The following is a 19,623-nucleotide window of genomic DNA, read 5'->3' on the forward strand; positions in this document are numbered from 1 at the left end:
GAGCACACGCAATGGCAGTCTTACCGGAGATGAGCAACGGCGATCCGCGGTCACCGAACCTGCGGCCCGACGCGGGCAATCTGCTCGCCAGCACGCTGAAGGCACTGTGCTGCGCCTATCTTCTGTCGCTGTCGGTCTGGGCGCTTGCGGCGCTGCATCTGCCAATCGAACTGCATGTGCCGCTGCTGGCGGCGCTCATCCTGGCGGTGATGTTCGGCTTCGTGCTCTACGGGTTGCCGAACCACCACCACCCGCGTTTCGGTTACGCAAACCTCGTGACGGCAATCCGGGCGGGCATTGTCAGCCTGATCGCGGCCACCATCCTGTCTTCCTCCAGCTTTGCCGAGCATCAGGTGAACCTGCTCGTCTGGTCGGTGATCGGTGCAACGGTGCTGGCTCTGTCGCTGGATGGCGTCGATGGTTACCTGGCCCGCCGCTTCCGCCAGCAATCCAGCCTCGGCGCCCGCTTCGACATGGAGGTCGACGCCTTCCTGATCCTGATGTTGTCGGTCGGCTGTGCGGTGCTTGGCAAGGCCGGGCCTTGGGTCGTTCTCATCGGCCTGATGCGATATGTGTTCATCCTGGCACAATGGGTTCTGCCGGCCCTGCGGCAGGAGCTTTTCCCGTCCGTCCGCCGCAAAGCCATCTGTGTCGTACAGGTGGCCGTGTTGTGCCTGGTAATCCTGCCAGGAATTGAACAGCCAACGTCGGGTGTGCTCTCCGCCTCCTGTCTGGCGCTTCTCGTCTATTCCTTTGCCGTCGATACCGTCTGGCTTCTCACCCGCAAGGACAGCGCCCCGTGACAGCAAATCTCGCCGCTACGTTTGGCCTCGCCCGTTCGATTGCGATCTATTACGGCATGCCCTGGCGGCGCAGCAGCTTGAAGCGGTTTTACTCCAGCCTGGTGAAACCTGGCGATCTCGTCTTCGATATCGGCGCGCATGTGGGCAGCCGCAGTCGCACGCTCTCGCAGCTCGGCGCACGGGTCGTCGCCGTCGAACCGCAACCACTTTTTGCCGATTTTCTCAGTCGGCATCTTGCGAAGGACCTCATCGCGCTCGAACGTGTGGCGGTCGGCCGGGAAAATGGGGAAATCGATCTCCACATTTCGAGCCGGCACCCGACAGTCACCAGCATTTCGACCGCGTTCGTGGAAACGGCCGGGCGGACGGCGGGATTTTCCTCCGTCGAATGGGACCGGACGGTCAGGGTGCCGATGGTGACGCTCGCAGACCTGGTTCAGCGCCACGGCCTGCCCGACTTCTGCAAGATTGATGTCGAGGGAGCCGAAGCCGACATCCTGACCGGCGTGGGCGAGCCCCTGCCGCTGGTCGCCTTCGAATATATACCGGCCATGCCGGAGCTCACCGATGCGGCCCTTGCAGCGCTGGAAGCCCGGGGACGCTATCGCTTCAACCGCGTGGTGGGCGAAACCCACCGGTTTGTCGAACCGGACTGGATCGGACTTGACGAGTTGAGGACGCAGATCCGGCGCCTGCCGCGCGATGCATCCTCCGGCGATATCTATGCCCGGCTTTCACCGTGAGCATCCCTGACCGCCTCGCGATTGCGGACAAACAACAGCAGAAGCCCCGGAAGCGAGCCGAGCAGCGCAAGGGCGCCATAGACCACGCTGGCGGCGACACCTTGCGCACTGGCAAGCCCGACCAGCGGCCAGAGCGCCGCGGCCGCGGCCTCGCGCGTTCCCCAGCCGCCAAAACCGGTAGGGATCAGCATCGAGAGAAGGCAGAGCGGCACGATGGTGACGAGTGCGGAGACCGGCAAGGTGCCGCCGGTGGCAAAGGCGGCAAAATAGAAAAGCAGGATATAGGATGCGACCGCCGAGAGGCTGAGACCGGCCTGTATTCTCCAGGCGCCGTTGCGCACGAAGACCTGATTGAGATCGGCCCGAAGCGGCGCAAGCCTGTTCCAGGCGAGCCCGAGGGCGAGACAGGCCGCGACCAGTACGATCAACGCAAACGGCAGGACGCCGGTCGAAAAGACACTTGCCAGCAACATCGGCCAAAAGAACAGGCCGGCGGCGCACACGGCAAAAAACGCCATCTGACCCGAGAGCCGCTCAATGATGACACTTTTGGCGGCGAGCCTGAGGCCCGACGGGGCCGAGGCCCGGCTGCGATAAGCGCGCAGGACATCGCCGGCAACGCCACCCGGCAGGACCTGGTTGAGCGCGGTTGCGATGTAGTATTCCCGGATCGCCCACCTCGTTGGCATGTCCTGACCGAGCCGCCTGGCGGTGAAACGCCAACGAAGCGCCGACACGACAATCTGAATCTGGACGATCAGGAGGCCAATACCGATGTCAACCAGCGACACCTCGGACAGGGCCTGCGATAACGCATCCCGATCCAGATGGGCGATCAGCACAGGAATGAGGGCAAGAGCGGCAAGACTTCCCGCCAGATGCAGATATCGCAAGCGCATGACTTTCTTTATTTGCCACACACACAACGATGCGGCCTCTGGTTTCTAAGGAGAGATTACGGTGAATGACAAGGAGCGGACCAGCCCACAAGGAGCACCGAACGGCGAGCACCACGCCCGGCGCCGGTCTGCCGGCGCGCTCCTGGCCTGGATCTTCTTTCTAACGGTCACGGTTCTGGTCCTCAATCTGCCAGACCACCCGGATGCCGTCACCGTTGCATCCTTCCTCCGTCTGCCGGTCGAACTGCCGTTGATCGCGCTGCTTCTCGTCACGCTTCAGGGGCGCGTGGCTGTCGTCTTCCGATGGATCGTCACGCTGCTTCTCGGTATGATCCTGTTCCTGAAACTCGCCGACATCGGCACCCAGAGCGCGTTCCAGCGTCCGTTTAATCCCTATCTTGACGGCAAGATGCTTCTGGACGGCTGGAACCTTCTTTCGGGCGCCATCGGGACCGGCGTCGCGGCCGTGAGCGTCGTGATCGTCCTGTTCTCGTGCCTTGCCTTCCTGGCGCTCTCGTCACGCAGCCTGCGGATGGTCGCGAGCACGCCCTCACCGCAGCGGGAACGGCTGCGTGCGGCATTCGTCGCCGTTGCGGTTGCGGGGGTAGCGGCAGCGACGCTGCCGTTGCGCTTGCCGTTTGTCGTCGAGGCCGACGCCCTTGCCTACCTCAAGGCTCGCACCACGCTGATCGCCACCTCGATCTCGGATATGGCAGCTTTTGAACTGACGCTCTCCGACCCGGCGCAAGCGGCTTTGCCAACCCCCGACTTTGCCAACGTCGCTGGACGCGATGTGATCCTGATTTTTGTCGAATCCTACGGGCGAAGCGCTGTCGAGGACCCTCGGTACGCGCCGATCATCGGCCCGCGGCTCGCGGAACTGGAACAGCAGCTTTCTGACAAGGGTTTTGCCTCCGTGAGCCGCTGGATCACCTCGCCGACCGTCGCGGGTCTCAGCTGGCTGGCGCATGGCACCTTTCTCTCCGGCCTCTGGGTCGACAACCAGGCGCGTTACGACCGGCTGATGATGAGCAACCGGCCGACGCTGAACAGGCTATTTTCAAAGGCTGGCTGGCAGAGTGTCGGCGTGATGCCGGCGATCACCATGGATTGGCCGGAGGCGGCCTATTACGGTTACGACCAGGTGCTGGCCGCCAAGGATCTCGATTATCGCGGAAAGCCCTTCAACTGGGTGACGATGCCGGATCAATATACGCTGTCTGCGTTGCAACGGCTGGTGCGTGACCGGTCGGCGCGCAAGCCGGTGATGGCGGAAGTGGCGCTGATCTCCAGCCACGCGCCTTGGACGCCGGTGGCCTCCCTCGTCGATTGGGATGCCGTCGGCGATGGGGCAATCTTTGACACGCAGGCGACAGGCGGGCCGACGCCGCAGGAGGTCTGGGCCGACCCGGATCGGATACGCCAGCATTACATCCGGACGGTGGACTATTCGCTTGAAACGATCGGCAGCTATATCGCGACCTATGGCGGAGACGCGCTGTTCCTCGTGGTCGGCGACCATCAGCCGGCATCCGTCGTCACCGGCCCTGCCGCGTCCAGGGCCGTGCCGATGCACGTGATCAGCCGCGATCAGGCTCTGCTGGCACGGTTCAAGGCGCAGGGTTTCGCGGACGGGCTTCACCCTCGTCCGGAGGGGGAGATCCCAATGAGCGCGGTGAAGGACCTGCTGATCGAGGTCCTGTCGCGGCGCTGAGCGCTGGTCAAGACGTCGCGTTGAGAGACATCAACTGACGGGCGCGGGCAAGGCTTGCAGCCTGCTCCTGGCGGTAGCGCTCGCCGATCTCCATCATCAGCACCGTGCCGGGCAGGAAGCGAAGGTCGGAGAAGATGGTCTCCCAGGCGATATCACCCCAGCCGAGCGGCAGGTGGAGATCGCCGATGCCGAGTGCCACGGCTTCCTGCGGGAAAAAGGCCTCGTAGAAACCCTGGGGCCGGCCAAAACTGTCATGCACATGCAGATGCCCGGTGACCGGGGCCATGGCGGCGATCTCTGCCATGAAATCGAGCCCGCGATAACGGGCTTCCAGATAAGCGTGGCTGAAATCGATCAGCGCGACAAGCGCCGGATGATTGACCGCCTTGACCGTCCTGGCGATCTCGGCCGGCGTCTGGCGATACTGGCCTGGCGCCGTGCTGAAGATGTTTTCGAGCGCAATGCGCACGCCGTAGCACGAGGCATAGTCGGCCAGTTCATGAAGAGCTTCGCGCTCGCGCTGGTCGGCGCCGGCCCGTTCGTGGATCTGCTCGGCCCGCAAGAAACCGCCGTGCTGGACCAGCACCCGCGCACCGATCCGATCGCACAGGTTCACCAGCGCCTTCGCCGCCTGCATCTGGAAGGGCAGCGTGTCGGGATCCATGAAATTGGACGAGACGAGACCGTGGACGGTGTAGGTGACGTTATGCTGCCGGGTCAGGTCGACGAGCGGCGCTGCCCGTTCCTCGATGATGCGGCCTCCGGCGACGAGGTCGAGACTGGAGAGGGAGAGCTCGACCGCATCGGCGCCGAGATCGACCACTGCGCGCAGGTCTTCAGACAGGGAGGAAAGCCGGCCATCGGCGGCTTCGACGGCAAATCCGGCGGCGATCAGGGAGCTCATGTCGTACTCGTGATTGGAGTTGAAGGGGGCCGCACGGATGCGGCATTTGGCGAGGAATTAGGCGCTTCCGATGACAGCCATATGATCCGAGCCGCATCGCCTGCGTGGCTAGCACAGGGTCTCGATAGCCGGATATCGGCAGAGGGGCTTGCCTTTCGCGCCAAAACACTCTTGGCTGCGTGAAACGGTAAGGTTTGCACACTATCTTTGCATCACGAGTGTGCGTGTTGGGCAGATGACGGATCAGCGGTTCTACGTAAAATTCTGGGGTACGCGCGGCAGCATACCGGTGTCGGGCGATGACTTCGTGCGGTACGGGGGCAATACACCCTGTCTCGAGGTCCGTTGTGGCGAGCATATCCTGATCTTTGACGCGGGATCCGGCATCATGGGCGCCGGCCAGTCGCTGCTCGGGCAAAGCGTGAGCGACATCAATGTCTTCTTCACCCACTGTCACTACGACCACATCATTGGCCTGCCGTTCTTCAAGCCGATCTACAATCCGGCGATCACCGTGACCTTCTGGTCCGGCCATCTGGATGGCGCCATGACGACCGGCGAGATGATCAGGAAATTCATCAGCCCGCCATTTTTCCCGATCAATGTCGAAATCTGCAATGCGACGCTGAAGTTTTCCGATTTTCATGCCGGGCAGATCCTGACGCCGAAACCCGGCATTGAGATCAAGACCTTTGCCTTGAACCATCCGGGCGGCTGCATCGGCTATCGTGTGGAATGGCAAGGAAAGGTACTGGCGCTGGTCTTCGATATCGAACACGAACCGGGAAAACTGGATCCGACCGCCCTTGCCCTCATGCAGGACGCCGACATCGTGGTTTACGATTCCGCCTTTACCGAAGCGGAGATGCAGCGTTATCGCGGGTTCGGTCACTCCACCTGGGAACAGGGGGTGCAACTGATGCAGGCTGCAAGCGCGAAGAAGCTGGTTCTCTTCCACCACTCCCCGACCCGAACCGACGGCGAAATGGCGCTTCTGGAGAGGCTGGCGCAGGAAGCCTTCCCGAACACGGTCGCTGCTTTCGACGGAATGGTGCTGGACATCCGTTGAAAGATGGAAATCATCATCCGACGCCGGGTTGGCGTCACAGTGTCCAGAACAGGCAAGGGGCCCTCGGACATGGATAGCGTTCGACAACTGCCGCGTGAATGGCAGGGGCACGACTACCTCGCACCCAAGAGCGGTGGAAGATGACGGTGGACACGTTCAAGGATCTCTTTTCCGAGCGGCAGTTGCGTCGATTGCGGCTCGTGAGCGGCCTGATCATCTTTCTATTCGTGCTGATGCATATCCTCAACCACAGCATCGGCCTCATCTCGGTTCATGCAGCCCAAGATGCCAGCCCGTTGTTTCTGGCGATCTGGAACAATCCGGTCGGCCTCATACTGCTGTACGGCTCGCTTTTTTTGCACATCGGCCTCGTGTTGCGCACGCTCTTCGTCCGTCGCAGCCTGGCCATGCCGATGACCGAGATCGCCCAGCTTGTGCTCGGACTGCTGATCCCCCTCCTGATCATTGAGCACGTATTGGCAACCCGCATCGCCTTCTCGGTCTTCCATATGCGGGTCACTTACGAAACGATCGTTCACGGTCTCTGGAGCATATCGCCCATCGAGGGCCTGAAGCAATGTATTGCGCTGATCGTCATCTGGGCGCACGGCTGCATCGGCGTTCATTTCTGGCTGCGTTATCGTCCGTGGTATCCGAAGTTATGGCCCTGGGCACTCACGCTTGCGATCATGCTTCCGCTCCTTGCGCTACTCGGCTTCGTGCAGATGGGGCGAGTGATTGCCAATCCGACCTTTCCGCTCAGTGATTTTCCAGGCGGCGCGCAGGATCCTGCCATCCTGCCGGCCGGAGCGGCGGAACAACTGCGGGATCTGCGGGTGATCCTCTATGGCGGCTTCGGAGCGATTGTGATTTTCGTCTTCGCTGCACGCAGCATCCGCTGGCTGCGCGAACGCGCCCATCTCGTGGCGATCCGCTATGTCACCGGCGAGGTGATCAGCGTGCCACGCGGTTTCACGGTGCTGGAGGCCAGCCGGATTGCGGGCAAGCCGCATTATGCCGTCTGCGGTGGAAAGGGCCGGTGTTCCACCTGTCGCGTCCAGATCATCACTGGCGAAGACCATATCCCGCCCGCGGACCCTGCCGAACAAAGGACTCTGGACAGGATCGGAGCGGGACCTGGCGTGCGCCTGGCCTGCCAGCTTCGACCGACGGGCAGCGTGACGTTATCGCCGCTGCTTGTCGCATTTCCTGATCCACAAGGCGTGTCTGAAGCCTACGAGGCGGTACCGGGGCGCGAACGGGAGATCGCCGTTCTCTTCTGCGATATCCGCAACTTCACGACGATCTCGGAAACACGATTACCCTTCGATATCGTTTTCCTGTTGAACCGCTACTTCGCGGTGGTTGGCGCGGCTGTGGAAGCCGCCGGCGGACGTGTCGACAAGTTCATCGGTGATGGCGCGATGGCACTGTTCGGCATCAACGGAAACCTGGAGGATGGCTGTCGCCAGGCCGTGCGCGCCGCTGCCGGGATTATCGACGGGATCGATGAACTGAACCGGCAACTGTCGCAGGATCTGACAATCCCGTTGCGGATCGCGATCGGCATTCATGCGGGTCCTGCCGTCGTCGGAACCCTGGGTTACGGCAATGCCCGCAACCTCACCGCGATTGGCGATACCGTGAACGTCGCAAGCCGCCTGGAAACGACCGCCAAGGAGCTCGACATGCCTCTCGTGATGTCGGAGCCCGTCGCTACATTGTCCAACCTGGATGTGACCATGGCGGAGAGCCGCGAAATCGTGGTGCGCGGCCGCACCATTCCGCTCCGTATCTTCGTCTTCGGCAAATCCATGACCGGCATGCTGCTGCAGACGACGGCGGACGGAAGAGCCCTCAAGACGCAAACGGCCTGATGCGCGGTCCCGCGAACCGTGTTAGCGTCGCCGCCATGGACGCACGAGACACCGCAGACAGTTTCTTCCAGCAGCTTCCGCTGCTCACCCGCTTCGAAGGCGTTGCGGAGACCGCAAGTTATACACCTCTGCCGGACGGCTGGGTGCTGGCCGTCGCCGATATTGTCGGCTCCACCAAGGCGATCGCCGAAGGCCGCTACAAGACCGTGAACATGGCGGGAGCAAGCGTCATCTCCGCGCTGCTGAACGGCATGGACATGAAGGACTATCCATTCGTGTTCGGCGGTGACGGGGCGGTGGTCGCGCTGCCCGGCGGCCTGACGGAAAAGGCGGCGGAGATCCTCGCCTCCGTACGGGACTGGGTGTTTGCCGAACTGCACCTGCAGCTGCGGGTGGCGCTGGTGCCGGTCACCGATATCCGCAAGGCCGGCTTCGATGTGCGGGTGGCGCGGTTCGGCGCCAGCGAACATGTCGCCTACGCGATGTTCAGCGGCGGCGGCGCGAGCTGGGCCGAACAGCAGATGAAGGCCGGCCGCTACTCGATCGACCGTTCATCCGATGCACTTCCCGATCTGACCGGCCTGTCCTGTCGATGGGACCCGATCTCGGCGCATAACGGCGAAGTCGTTTCCATCATCGCCAAACCGGCCTCCGAGGCGACGATGCCGGAGTTCCGTGCGTTGGTGGCGGCCATCATTGCGGTGACCGCCGAACAGACACGCGATGGCCACCCGGTGCCGACGGAGGGGCCCGGACTGTCCTTCTCGATCGAGAGCATCGAGGCAGAGGTGCTCTCGCTTCCGCGACACAGGCGGTTTCGCGCGCGGTTATCAGCACTTCTCCAGGTGATCCTGACGCTTGTGCTGCACAAGACGAACCTGTCCTTCGGAAAATTCAATGCGCGCGACTACGCGCGGGACGTCGCCGCCAATTCGGACTTCCGCAAATTCGACGACGGCCTGAAAATGACCGTCGACGTGGATGATGCCCATCGCCGACGCCTGGAAGCGCTGCTTGCCGAGGCCGAGGCGAAGGGGATCTGTCATTACGGCATGCACCGCCAGGACAGCGCGCTGATGACCTGTTTCGTTCTGACGCCGATGTCGAAGGACCACGTCCATTTCATCGACGGCGGCAATGGCGGTTATGCGCTCGCGGCCCGCGACCTTGCGATGAAGCTGAAGACCGCAGAGACAGCGCGTGCCGGCTGACGTTTTCCGTCATTCTGCGCAGGCCAGCGTCGTCCCCACTTCGCGGGCTGATTGCCATCTGGAACTTCCCCCGTAATATTTACATCAGGTCATTTGAGGCAGAGGGGACGGACGCCACCGACAGGTTCACGGAATCGCTGGTGGCCGTATACGAAGAGCACGATGGAAAAAAGCCTCACTCGTTACATCTGGGTCAACACCTACAAGCAGCAACTGTGGATCCTGCTCGTCGTTGCGGCCTCGATGATTCCGTACTTCCTGTCTTTCGATCTGCCGAAACGCATCGTCAACGGCCCCATCCAGGGCGATGGTTTTGGCGATCCGGACGCCACGCAGCTGTTCATGCGGATCGCCTTTGACCTTCCGCTGCTAGGTCATGTCGAGCTTTTCGAAGGGCTGGAACTCCGACCGTGTCCAGATGCTGATGGCACTCAGCGGCGTGTTCCTGGCGCTTGTGGTGCTGAACGGTCTCTTCAAGTTCTACATCAACACCTACAAGGGCCGACTTGGCGAGCGCATGCTGCGGCGTATCCGTTTCGAACTCGTCGACCGCGTGCTGCGCTTTCCGCCGGCGCATTTCAAACGTGTCCGTGCGGCCGAAATCGCCACCATGGTGAAGGACGAGGTGGAGCCGCTCGGCGGCTTCACCGGCGATGCCTTCGTACAGCCGGCGCTTCTGGGCGGCCAGGCGCTGACGGCGCTTGCCTTCATCCTGATGCAGAATTTCTGGCTCGGCATGATCGCCTTTGCCATCGTTGTGGTGCAGGCAGTTGTCATCCCCAAAATGCGCAAACGCCTGCTGATCCTCGGACGCCAACGCCAGCTGACCGCGCGCGAGCTTTCCGGGCGCCTCAGCGAAATCGTCGACGGCATCCACACCATTCGCGGCCACGACACCTCCAACCTCGAGCGCGCCGATATCGCCGACCGGCTGGGGCGGATCTTCGCGATCCGTTACGACCTTTACCAGTGGAAGTTCATGGTGAAGTTCATCAACAACTTCCTCGCACAGGTGACACCGTTTCTGTTCTACGCGATCGGCGGATATCTGGCGCTCCAGGGCCGCATCGACATCGGCCAGCTCGTGGCGGTGATCGGCGCCTACAAGGACCTGCCCGGCCCCCTGAAAGAACTGATCGACTGGGACCAGGCGCGGCAGGACGTGCAGATCAAATATGCGCAGGTCAGCGAGCAGTTCGACGTGGACGGTCTCTCGGACAGAAAGATCCAGGAGGTATTTCGCGAGCCGGTGCCCAGGCTTGCATCGCCGCTCGTGATCACCAGCCTCGTTCTGACCGACGACAGCAATGCGCCGCTGCTCAATCATGTCTCGCTGGAAATCGCGCCGGACGAGACGGTGGCGATCCTCGGTGATACCGGGTCCGGCGGCGATGCGCTGGCGGAGGCGCTCGGACGGGTTCTCTGGCCGGCCTCCGGGCGCATTACAATCGACGGAAACGACATCCGCGAGGTGCCGGAAGCCATCACCGGGCGCCGCATCTCCTATGTCTCCTCCGACACCTATTTTTTCCACGGTAGCCTGCGCGACAACCTTCTCTACGTGCTAAAACACGCGCCGCTGACGGACGTGACCTATGAAGGGGCCGACGCCCGGACGTTCAGAAAGAAGGTCGGCGAAACGATCAGTGCCGGCAATCCGGTTCTCGACCTCAACAGCGACTGGATCGATTACCGCGCAGCCGGCGCGAGTGGTCCGGACGATCTTCTGAAGGTCATCCGCCCGGTTCTGGACGCGGTGACGATCTCGCAGGATCTGTTCGAACTCGCGCTGCGCTCAATGGTGGATGTCGACACCCACAGCGTGATGACCGAGCAGATCGTCAAGGTGCGCGCCGCCCTGCGCGACCGGCTGGAAGCGGAAGGGCTGCAGGATGTTGTCGAGAGCTTCGAGGACGGCAGCTACAACAGTCTCGCAAGCGTCGGCGAGAACATCCTCTTCGGCGTCATGAAGTCGGAGCTGATGACGAGCCAGCGGCTTGCCGAACATCCCTATTTCCGCCAGGTGCTGCGGCAGACGGGGCTTGTCGACACGCTCTACAATATGGGGCTCGAAATTGCGGAAAACATGGTCGAACTGTTCCGCGACCTGCCGCCCGACCACCCGTTCTTCCAGCAACTGACCTTCATGAAGGCGGAGGACATTCCCGCCTACGAGGCGCTTCTGCCGAAGCTGAAGGGGCATTCGGCCGACAAGGCAAGCCAGGAGGAACGGGCCAACATCATTCGCCTCAGCTTCGCCTATATCGAGCCGAGGCACCGTTTCGGCCTGCTGACGGCGGAATTGATGGAGATGATCGTCGCGGCCCGCGCGACGTTCTACGCCGACATCCCGCCGGAGCTCAACGAAGCGATCGAACGGTACGACCCGAACCATTTCATGGCCTCCGCCTCGCTGATGGACAATGTCCTCTTCGGGCGCATCAGCCTGCAGGATGCCGAGACGAGCGACCAGATCCGCACCATCATTCAGAGCGTCTTCCGGGACCTGGAGCTGGAAGATCATGTCCTGTCCATCGGGCTGGATTTCCAGGTCGGCGCGCAAGGCAGGCGCCTGACCAATGTGCAGCGCCAAAAGCTCAACCTGGCGCGCGCGCTGCTGAAACGGTCCGACTATTTCATCTTCAACCGTCCGCTTCCGGCGCTCGATCAGCGGGCCCAGGAGACGATCATCCACAACATCATGACCGACCTGCACGAGGAGGGACACAAGCCGGCAATCATCTGGGTTCTGCCAAATGCGCGCATGAGCGAACTTTTTGACCGGATCATGGTTTTCCAGAATGGCAATCTTGTCGAAAATACGACTTTTGCCGAGTTCGCTGATCAAAAGAGTATGTTCAAGCAACTCGTCTCGTATTAGTCTTTTGACAGGTCATGAAAGGTCTTGCTGATGCTGCTGAAGGACGAGGTGGAAATGTTGCGGCGTGTGCCGCTCTTTGCCAAGATCGCGCCGGCCAAACTCAAACTTCTGGCCTTTGCCTCCGAGCGGCTGACCTGCCGGGAGGGGCAGAACCTTTTCCGCCAGGGCGATGCCGGCGACGCGGCCTATGTGGTGCTGTCGGGCACGGCTGATGTGCTGGTCGATTCGGGTGACAGCGAGATCAAGGTGGCCGAGGTCGAGCAGAATTCGATCGTCGGCGAGATCGCAATCCTGTGTGATGTCTCGAGGACTGCCACCGTACGCGCCACGACGCGGCTGGAAGTGCTGAAGATCAGCAAGGACAATTTCCTTGACCTGATGAACGATTTTCCCGACATGGCCGTCGAAATCATGCGCGTGCTGGCCGACCGCCTGAACCACACAACGATGGAACTGTCGCTGGCGCGCAGCCGCGAGCACGCCCCTGCAAATTGAAAGCCATTTATCGTAGATGGATAAACAAAGGCCGCCGGGCGAACCGGCGGCCTTTGTCGTTGGATCGCGTGACGGATCGGTGGCCGGGCAAACCGGCCACCTTCCGGGATCGATTCGGGGTTCAGGCCTTGGCGAGATCGAAACGATCCGCATTCATGACCTTGACCCAGGCGGCGACGAAGTCATTGACGAACTTCGTCTGGTTGTCGGCCTGCGCATAAACTTCAGCGAGCGCCCGCAGCTGCGAGTTGGAACCGAAGACGAGATCGACGCGGGTTCCGGTCCACTTGACCTCACCGGTCTTGCGGTCACGCGCCTCGAACACGTTTTCTGCCGGGGTGACAGCCTTCCAGGCAACACTCATGTCCATCAGGTTGACGAAGAAGTCGTTCGTCAACAGACCCGGACGACGGGTCAGCACACCGTGCATGGAGCCGCCAACATTGTTGCCGAGAACCCTGAGGCCACCAACGAGCACGGTCATTTCCGGAGCCGTCAGCGTCAGGAGCTGTGCCTTGTCGATCAGCATCTCTTCCGACGAGATGGTGAACTCGGTCTTCTGGTAGTTACGGAAACCATCGGCTTCCGGCTCCAGAGCCTCGAAGGAGGCGGCGTCCGTCTGTTCCTGCGTCGCATCGGTGCGGCCCGGCGCGAAGGGAACCTCGACAGCATGGCCGGCAGCGCGTGCAGCCTGTTCCACGGCAGCCGAACCACCGAGCACGATGAGGTCGGCGAGCGAGATCTTCTTGCCGCCGGTGGCGGAGGCATCGAACTCAGCCTTGATGCCTTCCAGGACACCGAGCACCTTGGCCAGCTGCTCCGGCTGGTTGGCCGCCCAGTCCTTCTGAGGCGCAAGACGGATGCGAGCACCGTTGGCGCCGCCGCGCTTGTCGGACCCACGGAAGGTGGAGGCGGAAGCCCAGGCGGTCCGGACCAGCTCTTCCGGTGTCAGGCCACAATTCAGGAGCTTCGTCTTGAGGCTTGCAATGTCGGCGGCATCGACCAGCGGATGGTCGACAGCCGGAACCGGATCCTGCCAGATCAGGTCTTCTGCGGGCACTTCCGGACCGAGGTAAAGAACCTTCGGCCCCATGTCGCGGTGGGTCAGCTTGAACCAGGCGCGACCAAAGGCGTCGGCAAACTCCTCCGGGTTCTGGTGGAAACGGCGGGCGATCTTTTCATAGGCCGGGTCCATGCGCATCGCCATGTCGGCGGTGTTCATGACGATCGGAACCTTCTTTTCCGGGTGTTCGGCATCCGGAGCGTGGTCCTTTTCGGCCAGATCCTTCGCATGCCACTGCCAGGCACCGGCCGGGCTTTTCACCAGTTCCCATTCATAACCGAAGAGAACGTCGAAATAGCCCATGTCCCACTGGGTCGGGTTCGGCGTCCAGGCGCCTTCGAGACCGCTGGTGATGGTGTCGGAACCCTTGCCGCTCTTATGGGTGCTGATCCAGCCGAGACCCATTTCGGCAATGCCGGCTGCTTCCGGTTCCGGACCGACATGGGCAGCGTCGCCCGCACCATGCATCTTGCCGAAGGTGTGGCCGCCGGCCACGAGAGCGACGGTTTCCTCGTCGTTCATTGCCATGCGGGCAAAGGTTTCGCGCACGTCACGGCCGGAGGCGAGCGGGTCCGGCTTGCCGTCCGGGCCTTCCGGATTGACGTAGATCAGACCCATCTGCACGGCGGCGAGCGGGTTTTCCAGCACGCGGTCACCCGTGTAGCGGCTGCCTTCCTTGTCGCTGGTGGCGAGCCACTCGCTTTCCGAACCCCAATAGATGTCTTCTTCCGGTTCCCAGACATCGGCGCGACCGCCGCCGAAACCGAAGGTCTTGAAGCCCATCGACTCCATGGCGCAGTTGCCGGCAAGGATCATAAGGTCGGCCCAGGAGAGCGCATTGCCGTATTTCTGTTTGATCGGCCACAGCAGGCGGCGGGCCTTATCAAGGTTGCCGTTGTCCGGCCAGCTGTTCAGCGGCGCGAAACGCTGGGTGCCGGAGCAGGCACCGCCGCGGCCATCGGCCGTGCGATAGGTGCCGGCGCTGTGCCAGGCCATACGAATGAAGAACGGGCCGTAATGGCCATAATCAGCCGGCCACCAATCCTGGCTGTCGGTCATCAGGGCATAAAGGTCCTGCTTGACGGCCTTGAGATCCAGCGTCTTGAAGGCTTCGGCATAATTGAACGTCGGATCCATCGGGTTCGACAGAGCCGTGTTCTGGTGCAGGATCTTCAGGTTCAACTGGTTCGGCCACCAATCGCGGTTGCCGCGCATGCTCATGCTCGTCGCGCCATGCGCCACCGGACATTTTCCGGCTGCCTGCTTCGTCACGTCCATTTTATCCTCCAAGAAACTTTGCCTGGGTTCAGCTTCATCATCATCAACCGGGTTTGCGACGTCCTTGCGACGTGGCTCCCGCTGAATATCCGGCATCCGTCCTGCGAAATCTTGTCCGATCCCTGCGACAGCTGCTGTCTAGAACTGCTCTAGCAAATAAGTTCCATTAATGTAATTATTATAAACTGATGGTATCGATAAGGTAAGGTTATCATGAACCTGACGCTGCGGCAGCTCCGCTATTTCGACGCGCTGGCCCGGCACGGCCATTTTGGACGTGCCGCGGAAGCCTGTTCCATCTCGCAGCCGGCACTTTCGGTGCAGGTGAAGGAACTGGAGGAAACGCTGGGCGTGGAACTGCTGGAGCGCGGCGCGCGCCAGGTGCGCCTCAGCGCGTTTGGCGAGGACTTCGTGCTCCGGGTGCGCGACATTCTCCGCTCAATCGACGAACTCGGCGACCTTGCCCGCGCCTCCCGCGAAAAGCTGACCGGCCGCCTGCGGATCGGCGTGATCCCGACGGTCGCGCCTTATCTGCTGCCGGCGATGATCGGCCGGCTGACCCGCGACAACCCCGCCCTCGACATCCATGTGCGCGAGACGGTGACGCCAAAACTTCTGGACGAACTTGCGGAGGGACGGCTGGATACGGCGATCGTGGCGTTACCCGTCTCCGAGGCGTCGCTCGAAGAGGTTTCGCTGTTCGACGAACATTTTCTGCTGGTGCGATCCTGGGAAGACGAAGAAAAACCGGTTCCGGAGCGGGAGCAGCTTCAGGAAATGCGTTTGCTTCTGCTGGAAGAGGGCCATTGTTTTCGCGAGCAGGCGCTGTCCTTCTGCCAGATCGGCAGCGGAAGCCAGAGACCGCGCGAACTGCTGGACGGCAGTTCGCTGTCGACGCTCGTCCAGATGGTCGGCGCGGGGATTGGCGTGACGCTCATCCCGGAGATCGCCGTTCCGGTCGAGACGCGTTCCGCCCGCGTCTGTGTCGCACGCTTCAAGGATCCGCAGCCATCCCGCCGCATCGGCATGGTGTGGCGCCGCTCGAGCCCGATTGCCCGGCAGTTGCATGCAATTGCCGATATCGTGCGGACCTCCGCCGAAAACCTGCGCACCGCGGATGGGCCGCCGGCCCGCCCGGTCAACCACCCCGCCACATCCGGCGGGGCAGATGATCGCAGCTGATCCCGGAGAATCAGGCGGGGGTAAGTGTCATCGAGGTGCCGGTCGCGGCCAGATTCAGACCAAGCTGGCCGGTGACGCTGACGGTCTGCAGATGGATCGATCCGGCGGTACCGCCGATCAAAACATTGACACCAGCACCGGCGGCAACCGTCACTTCGGCGCTCGCACCCTGGTAGAGACCGGCGAGCGAACCGTGATGGTAACCGGCGGTCGGCGCCAGTACGGCCCAGATCATGCGGCTGCGCGTGGTAAAGCCGATATCCACACCCATCTTGCGCACGACGCCCGTGTAACGATCGAGCGGCTCGGACCCGATTGTGGAGGTGAAGACGCAATCCGCCTCCTTGGCAGAACCGAGGACGTAACCAACGCCGCCGCCGATGCTGCAATCGAGATAGCCGATCCGCACGCCGCCGCGCTGATCGCTCTCGGTATAGGTCGGAACGGGATCGCGTCTGGAGATGACGTCAGCGGCAGAGGCCGTGCCGACGCTGGAGAGCACGGGAAGCGTGGCAACCGCTACGGCAAGAATCTTCTTCATCGAAATACTCCTTTGATGCTGTCGCTGCCGGACTGGCGACTCTGACGACAGCCTGCAGAAACTTCATCGTTAACGCGCGTGGCAAAAAAATGATCCTGACGGAATACTGCAAGAACTTTGTTGTTCCCAAAAATTTCGTGATCGATGCCGGACACCTCCACGGCTGCCGGCGGAAGCGGTGGCGCAGATCACCTTCGCGAAACTTTGACCGCTTCAAGATCCTGTTCGTTCAAACGTCGAGGGTGGTCTGCCGCTCCCAACGGGAGAAATGGGCACAATAGGAATCCCATTCGCCGTGTTTCAGCTTCAGATAGGCTTTCGAGAAGTCGCGACCCATCGCGTCCTGAAGCACCGCATCCGCCTCGTAGGCCCGCAGGGCGTCGAGGAGGTTCAGGGGCAGACGCGGCGCATCCTTCACCAGATGGCCTTCCGCATACATGTCGATATCGTGGTGCGGCCCCGGATCGGCACCCCTCTCCATGCCGCCAAGACCGGCGGCGATGATGACGGACTGCAGCAGGTAGGGGTTCACCGCACCATCCGGCAGGCGCAGCTCGAAACGGCCGGGTCCCGGCACGCGCACCATGTGCGTGCGGTTGTTGCCGGTCCAGGTGACGGTATTGGGCGACCAGGTGGCACCGGAGAGCGTGCGCGGCGCGTTGATGCGCTTGTAGGAATTGACCGTTGGATTGGTGATGGCGGCGAGCGCCGTCGCATGGGCCATGATGCCGCCGAGGAAGGTCTTGCCCTTGGCCGACAGACCGAAGGGCATGGCGGGATCGGCAAAGGCGTTCGTCTTGCCGTCCAGATCCCAGACGGAAATGTGGCAATGGCAGCCATTGCCGGTCAGGCCCTGGAACGGTTTCGGCATAAAGGTGGCGCGAAGACCATGTTTTTCCGCCACCGACTTGACCATGAACTTGAAGAAGGAATGTTTGTCGGCGGTCGCCAGCGCATCGTCGAACTCCCAGTTCATCTCGAACTGGCCATTCGCATCCTCATGATCGTTCTGGTAGGGCTTCCAGCCGAGTTCCAGCATGTAGTCGCAGATTTCGGCGATCACGTCGTAACGCCGCATCAGCGCCTGCTGGTCGTAGCACGGTTTTTCCGCGATATCGGCCTCGTCCGAGATGCGTTCGCCATCGGCATTGATCAGGAAGAATTCCGCCTCGACGCCTGTCTTCACCCGCAGGCCGGCGGCAGCGGCCTTGGCCACCTGCCGTTTCAAGACGACACGCGGCGCCTGTTCGACCGGCTCTCCGTCCATCGCGCAATCGGCGGCCACCCAGGCAACATCCCGTTTCCAGGGAAGCTGCATCACCGAAGACGCATCCGGCATGGCAAACAGATCCGGATGCGCCGGCGTCATGTCGAGCCAGGTCGCAAATCCGGCAAACCCGGCTCCGTCCTTCTGCATGTCGGTGATCGCCTGTGCCGGAACCAGCTTGGCACGCTGAGCGCCAAACAGGTCGGTATAGCTGATCATGAAATAACGAATGCCCCGCTCGTGAGCGAAGCCTGCAAGATCCTGTGTCACGCCGTTCCCCTGTTTTTATGGATTTGAGACACAATCAGCGATGTTTCAGAATGCCGCCCCGGTGACGGAGCGACGTCCCGGCCGTCAAAATCCTCCCTTGCCCGGATACCAGCTGGTGCCGGCCAGCGGCACCTGCGCCATGGCGGCGGCCTCCATCGTCAGGGCGCAGAGGTCCTCCGGTTCCAGGTTGTGCAGTCTGTTCTTGCCGCAGGCGCGTGCGATTGTCTGCGCCTCCAGGGTCATCACCTTGAGATAATTGGCAAGCCGTCTGCCGGCCAGTACCGGATCGAGCCGGGCGGCAAGCTCCGGATCCTGCGTGGTGATGCCTGCCGGATCCTTGCCCTCGTGCCAGTCGTCATAGGCACCGGCGGTGGTGCCAAGTTGTCTGTATTCCTCCTCCCATTTCGGATCATTGTCGCCGATTGCCACCAGTGCCGCCGTGCCGATCGACACCGCATCGGCGCCAAGCGCGAGCGCCTTTGCCACATCCGCGCCGGAACGGATGCCGCCGGAAATGACCAGTTGCACCTTGCGATGCAGGCCAAGATCCTGCAGCGCCTGGACGGCAGGGCGGATACAGGCCAGCGTCGGCATGCCGACATGTTCGATGAAGACATCCTGGGTGGCCGCCGTGCCGCCTTGCATGCCGTCGAGCACCACAACGTCAGCCCCGGCCTTGACCGCAAGCGCGGTGTCGTAATAGGGGCGCGCACCGCCGACCTTTACATAGATCGGCTTTTCCCAATCGGTGATCTCACGCAGTTCGAGGATCTTGATTTCGAGATCGTCGGGGCCCGTCCAGTCCGGATGGCGGCAAGCGGACCGCTGGTCGATGCCCTTCGGCAGAGTGCGCATCTCCGCAACGCGATCGGAAATCTTCTGGCCGAGCAGCATGCCACCGCCGCCGGGCTTCGCACCCTGACCGACGACGATCTCGATCGCGTCGGCCCGGCACAGATCCTTCGGGTTCATGCCGTAGCGCGAGGGCAGATACTGGTAGACGAGCTTTTCCGAATGACCGCGCTCCTCGTCCGTCATGCCGCCGTCGCCCGTCGTCGTGGAGGTGCCGGCGAGTGTCGCACCCCGGCCAAGCGCCTCCTTGGCATTGCCGGAGAGCGCGCCGAAACTCATGCCGGCGATGGTGATGGGGATTTTGAGTTCGATTGGTTTCTTCGCAAAACGCGTGCCGAGCACAACCGACGTCTCGCATTTTTCGCGATACCCTTCCAGCGGATAACGGGAAATCGACGCTCCGAGAAACAGCAGGTCATCGAAATGCGGCACCTTGCGTTTGGTGCCGCCGCCTCGGATATCATAGATGCCGGTCGCCGCCGCACGACGGATCTCGGCGAGCGTATGGTCGTCAAATGTGGCGGACTTGCGCGGCGGGGTCTGAGGGTTGTGGTAGCTCATGAGAAATCCTCGC

14 protein-coding genes and 1 pseudogene are annotated in these 19,623 nt (G+C 62.0%); 9 read left to right on the top strand and 6 right to left on the bottom strand.

Annotation, left to right across the window (positions count from 1 at the left end):
• Positions 1–11 precede the first annotated feature (11 nt).
• A complete protein-coding gene (locus tag OU993_RS16660; RefSeq protein ID WP_268159276.1) occupies positions 12–803 on the top strand; it encodes a CDP-alcohol phosphatidyltransferase family protein in 792 nt (263 codons plus the stop codon).
• On the top strand, positions 800–1,546 hold the full coding sequence (locus tag OU993_RS16665) for an FkbM family methyltransferase (RefSeq protein ID WP_268159278.1): 747 nt from the start codon (positions 800–802) through the stop codon (positions 1,544–1,546). Before OU993_RS16660 ends, OU993_RS16665 begins: the two co-directional genes overlap by 4 nt.
• On the opposite strand, the gene OU993_RS16670 is transcribed toward OU993_RS16665, so the two are convergent.
• Complete coding sequence (locus OU993_RS16670; RefSeq protein WP_268159280.1) at positions 1,525–2,445, bottom strand: lysylphosphatidylglycerol synthase transmembrane domain-containing protein; 921 nt, start codon at positions 2,443–2,445, stop codon at positions 1,525–1,527. The genes OU993_RS16665 and OU993_RS16670 overlap by 22 nt on opposite strands.
• Before the next feature lie 61 nt (positions 2,446–2,506).
• Between OU993_RS16670 and OU993_RS16675 the strand changes: the two genes are divergently transcribed.
• Positions 2,507–4,159 carry a sulfatase gene (locus OU993_RS16675; RefSeq protein ID WP_268159282.1) on the top strand — a complete coding sequence of 551 codons (1,653 nt, stop codon included), beginning with the start codon at positions 2,507–2,509 and terminating at the stop codon, positions 4,157–4,159.
• Positions 4,160–4,166: 7 nt separating this feature from the next.
• Here the strand turns inward: OU993_RS16675 and OU993_RS16680 are convergent, their stop codons facing one another.
• The gene (locus tag OU993_RS16680) at positions 4,167–5,063 is read right to left on the bottom strand and encodes a TIM barrel protein (RefSeq protein ID WP_268159284.1); all 897 of its coding nucleotides are present in this window, start codon (positions 5,061–5,063) and stop codon (positions 4,167–4,169) included.
• 235 nt (positions 5,064–5,298) lie between these two features.
• On the opposite strand from OU993_RS16680, the gene OU993_RS16685 reads away from it, so the two are divergent.
• From OU993_RS16685 to OU993_RS16705, 5 genes and pseudogenes are all read left to right on the top strand, one after another.
• Positions 5,299–6,132, top strand: a complete 834-nt coding sequence (locus OU993_RS16685; protein WP_268159286.1) for an MBL fold metallo-hydrolase — start codon at positions 5,299–5,301, stop codon at positions 6,130–6,132.
• Between the two features lie 140 nt (positions 6,133–6,272).
• Complete coding sequence (locus OU993_RS16690) at positions 6,273–8,009, top strand: adenylate/guanylate cyclase domain-containing protein (protein WP_268159288.1); 1,737 nt, start codon at positions 6,273–6,275, stop codon at positions 8,007–8,009.
• A gap of 35 nt (positions 8,010–8,044) precedes the next feature.
• Positions 8,045–9,220 (top strand): DUF3095 domain-containing protein, encoded by a 1,176-nt coding sequence (locus tag OU993_RS16695; RefSeq protein WP_268159290.1) that lies wholly within the window; start codon positions 8,045–8,047, stop codon positions 9,218–9,220.
• A gap of 162 nt (positions 9,221–9,382) precedes the next feature.
• Positions 9,383–12,101, top strand: a pseudogene (locus OU993_RS16700) (ABC transporter transmembrane domain-containing protein).
• Positions 12,102–12,131: 30 nt separating this feature from the next.
• Entirely contained in the window at positions 12,132–12,596 is a 465-nt protein-coding gene (locus OU993_RS16705; RefSeq protein ID WP_268159701.1) for a cyclic nucleotide-binding domain-containing protein, read from the top strand.
• A 121-nt stretch (positions 12,597–12,717) separates the two neighbouring features.
• Here the strand turns inward: OU993_RS16705 and katG are convergent, their stop codons facing one another.
• Positions 12,718–14,937 carry a catalase/peroxidase HPI gene (katG, locus tag OU993_RS16710; RefSeq protein WP_268159292.1) on the bottom strand — a complete coding sequence of 740 codons (2,220 nt, stop codon included), beginning with the start codon at positions 14,935–14,937 and terminating at the stop codon, positions 12,718–12,720.
• A gap of 210 nt (positions 14,938–15,147) precedes the next feature.
• Here katG and OU993_RS16715 point away from each other — a divergent pair, with 210 nt between their 5' ends.
• Positions 15,148–16,119, top strand: coding sequence for a LysR substrate-binding domain-containing protein (locus OU993_RS16715; protein ID WP_268159703.1), 972 nt, complete (start codon positions 15,148–15,150; stop codon positions 16,117–16,119).
• A gap of 10 nt (positions 16,120–16,129) precedes the next feature.
• On the opposite strand, the gene OU993_RS16720 is transcribed toward OU993_RS16715, so the two are convergent.
• The 3 genes from OU993_RS16720 to OU993_RS16730 form a co-directional block, all read right to left on the bottom strand.
• Entirely contained in the window at positions 16,130–16,660 is a 531-nt protein-coding gene (locus OU993_RS16720; RefSeq protein WP_268159294.1) for a DUF992 domain-containing protein, read from the bottom strand.
• A gap of 229 nt (positions 16,661–16,889) precedes the next feature.
• The gene (glnT, locus tag OU993_RS16725; RefSeq protein WP_268159296.1) at positions 16,890–18,197 is read right to left on the bottom strand and encodes a type III glutamate--ammonia ligase; all 1,308 of its coding nucleotides are present in this window, start codon (positions 18,195–18,197) and stop codon (positions 16,890–16,892) included.
• A gap of 84 nt (positions 18,198–18,281) precedes the next feature.
• Positions 18,282–19,610, bottom strand: a complete 1,329-nt coding sequence (locus OU993_RS16730; RefSeq protein ID WP_268159297.1) for an FMN-binding glutamate synthase family protein — start codon at positions 19,608–19,610, stop codon at positions 18,282–18,284.
• Between the last annotated feature and the right edge of the window lie 13 nt (positions 19,611–19,623).

Origin of the sequence: Rhizobium sp. SL86 (assembly GCF_026672545.1) — a bacterium.
Lineage (GTDB): Bacteria > Pseudomonadota > Alphaproteobacteria > Rhizobiales > Rhizobiaceae > Neorhizobium.

Coding starts and splice junctions, on each gene's coding strand:
- OU993_RS16720 (WP_268159294.1), bottom strand. CDS start 16,660: ATGAAGAAGATTCTTGCCGTAGCGGTTGCCACGCTTCCCGTGCTCTCC.
- OU993_RS16730 (WP_268159297.1), bottom strand. CDS start 19,610: ATGAGCTACCACAACCCTCAGACCCCGCCGCGCAAGTCCGCCACATTT.
- OU993_RS16670 (WP_268159280.1), bottom strand. CDS start 2,445: ATGCGCTTGCGATATCTGCATCTGGCGGGAAGTCTTGCCGCTCTTGCC.
- OU993_RS16705 (WP_268159701.1), top strand. CDS start 12,132: ATGCTGCTGAAGGACGAGGTGGAAATGTTGCGGCGTGTGCCGCTCTTT.
- katG (WP_268159292.1), bottom strand. CDS start 14,937: ATGGACGTGACGAAGCAGGCAGCCGGAAAATGTCCGGTGGCGCATGGC.
- OU993_RS16685 (WP_268159286.1), top strand. CDS start 5,299: ATGACGGATCAGCGGTTCTACGTAAAATTCTGGGGTACGCGCGGCAGC.
- OU993_RS16695 (WP_268159290.1), top strand. CDS start 8,045: ATGGACGCACGAGACACCGCAGACAGTTTCTTCCAGCAGCTTCCGCTG.
- OU993_RS16680 (WP_268159284.1), bottom strand. CDS start 5,063: ATGAGCTCCCTGATCGCCGCCGGATTTGCCGTCGAAGCCGCCGATGGC.
- OU993_RS16690 (WP_268159288.1), top strand. CDS start 6,273: ATGACGGTGGACACGTTCAAGGATCTCTTTTCCGAGCGGCAGTTGCGT.
- OU993_RS16660 (WP_268159276.1), top strand. CDS start 12: ATGGCAGTCTTACCGGAGATGAGCAACGGCGATCCGCGGTCACCGAAC.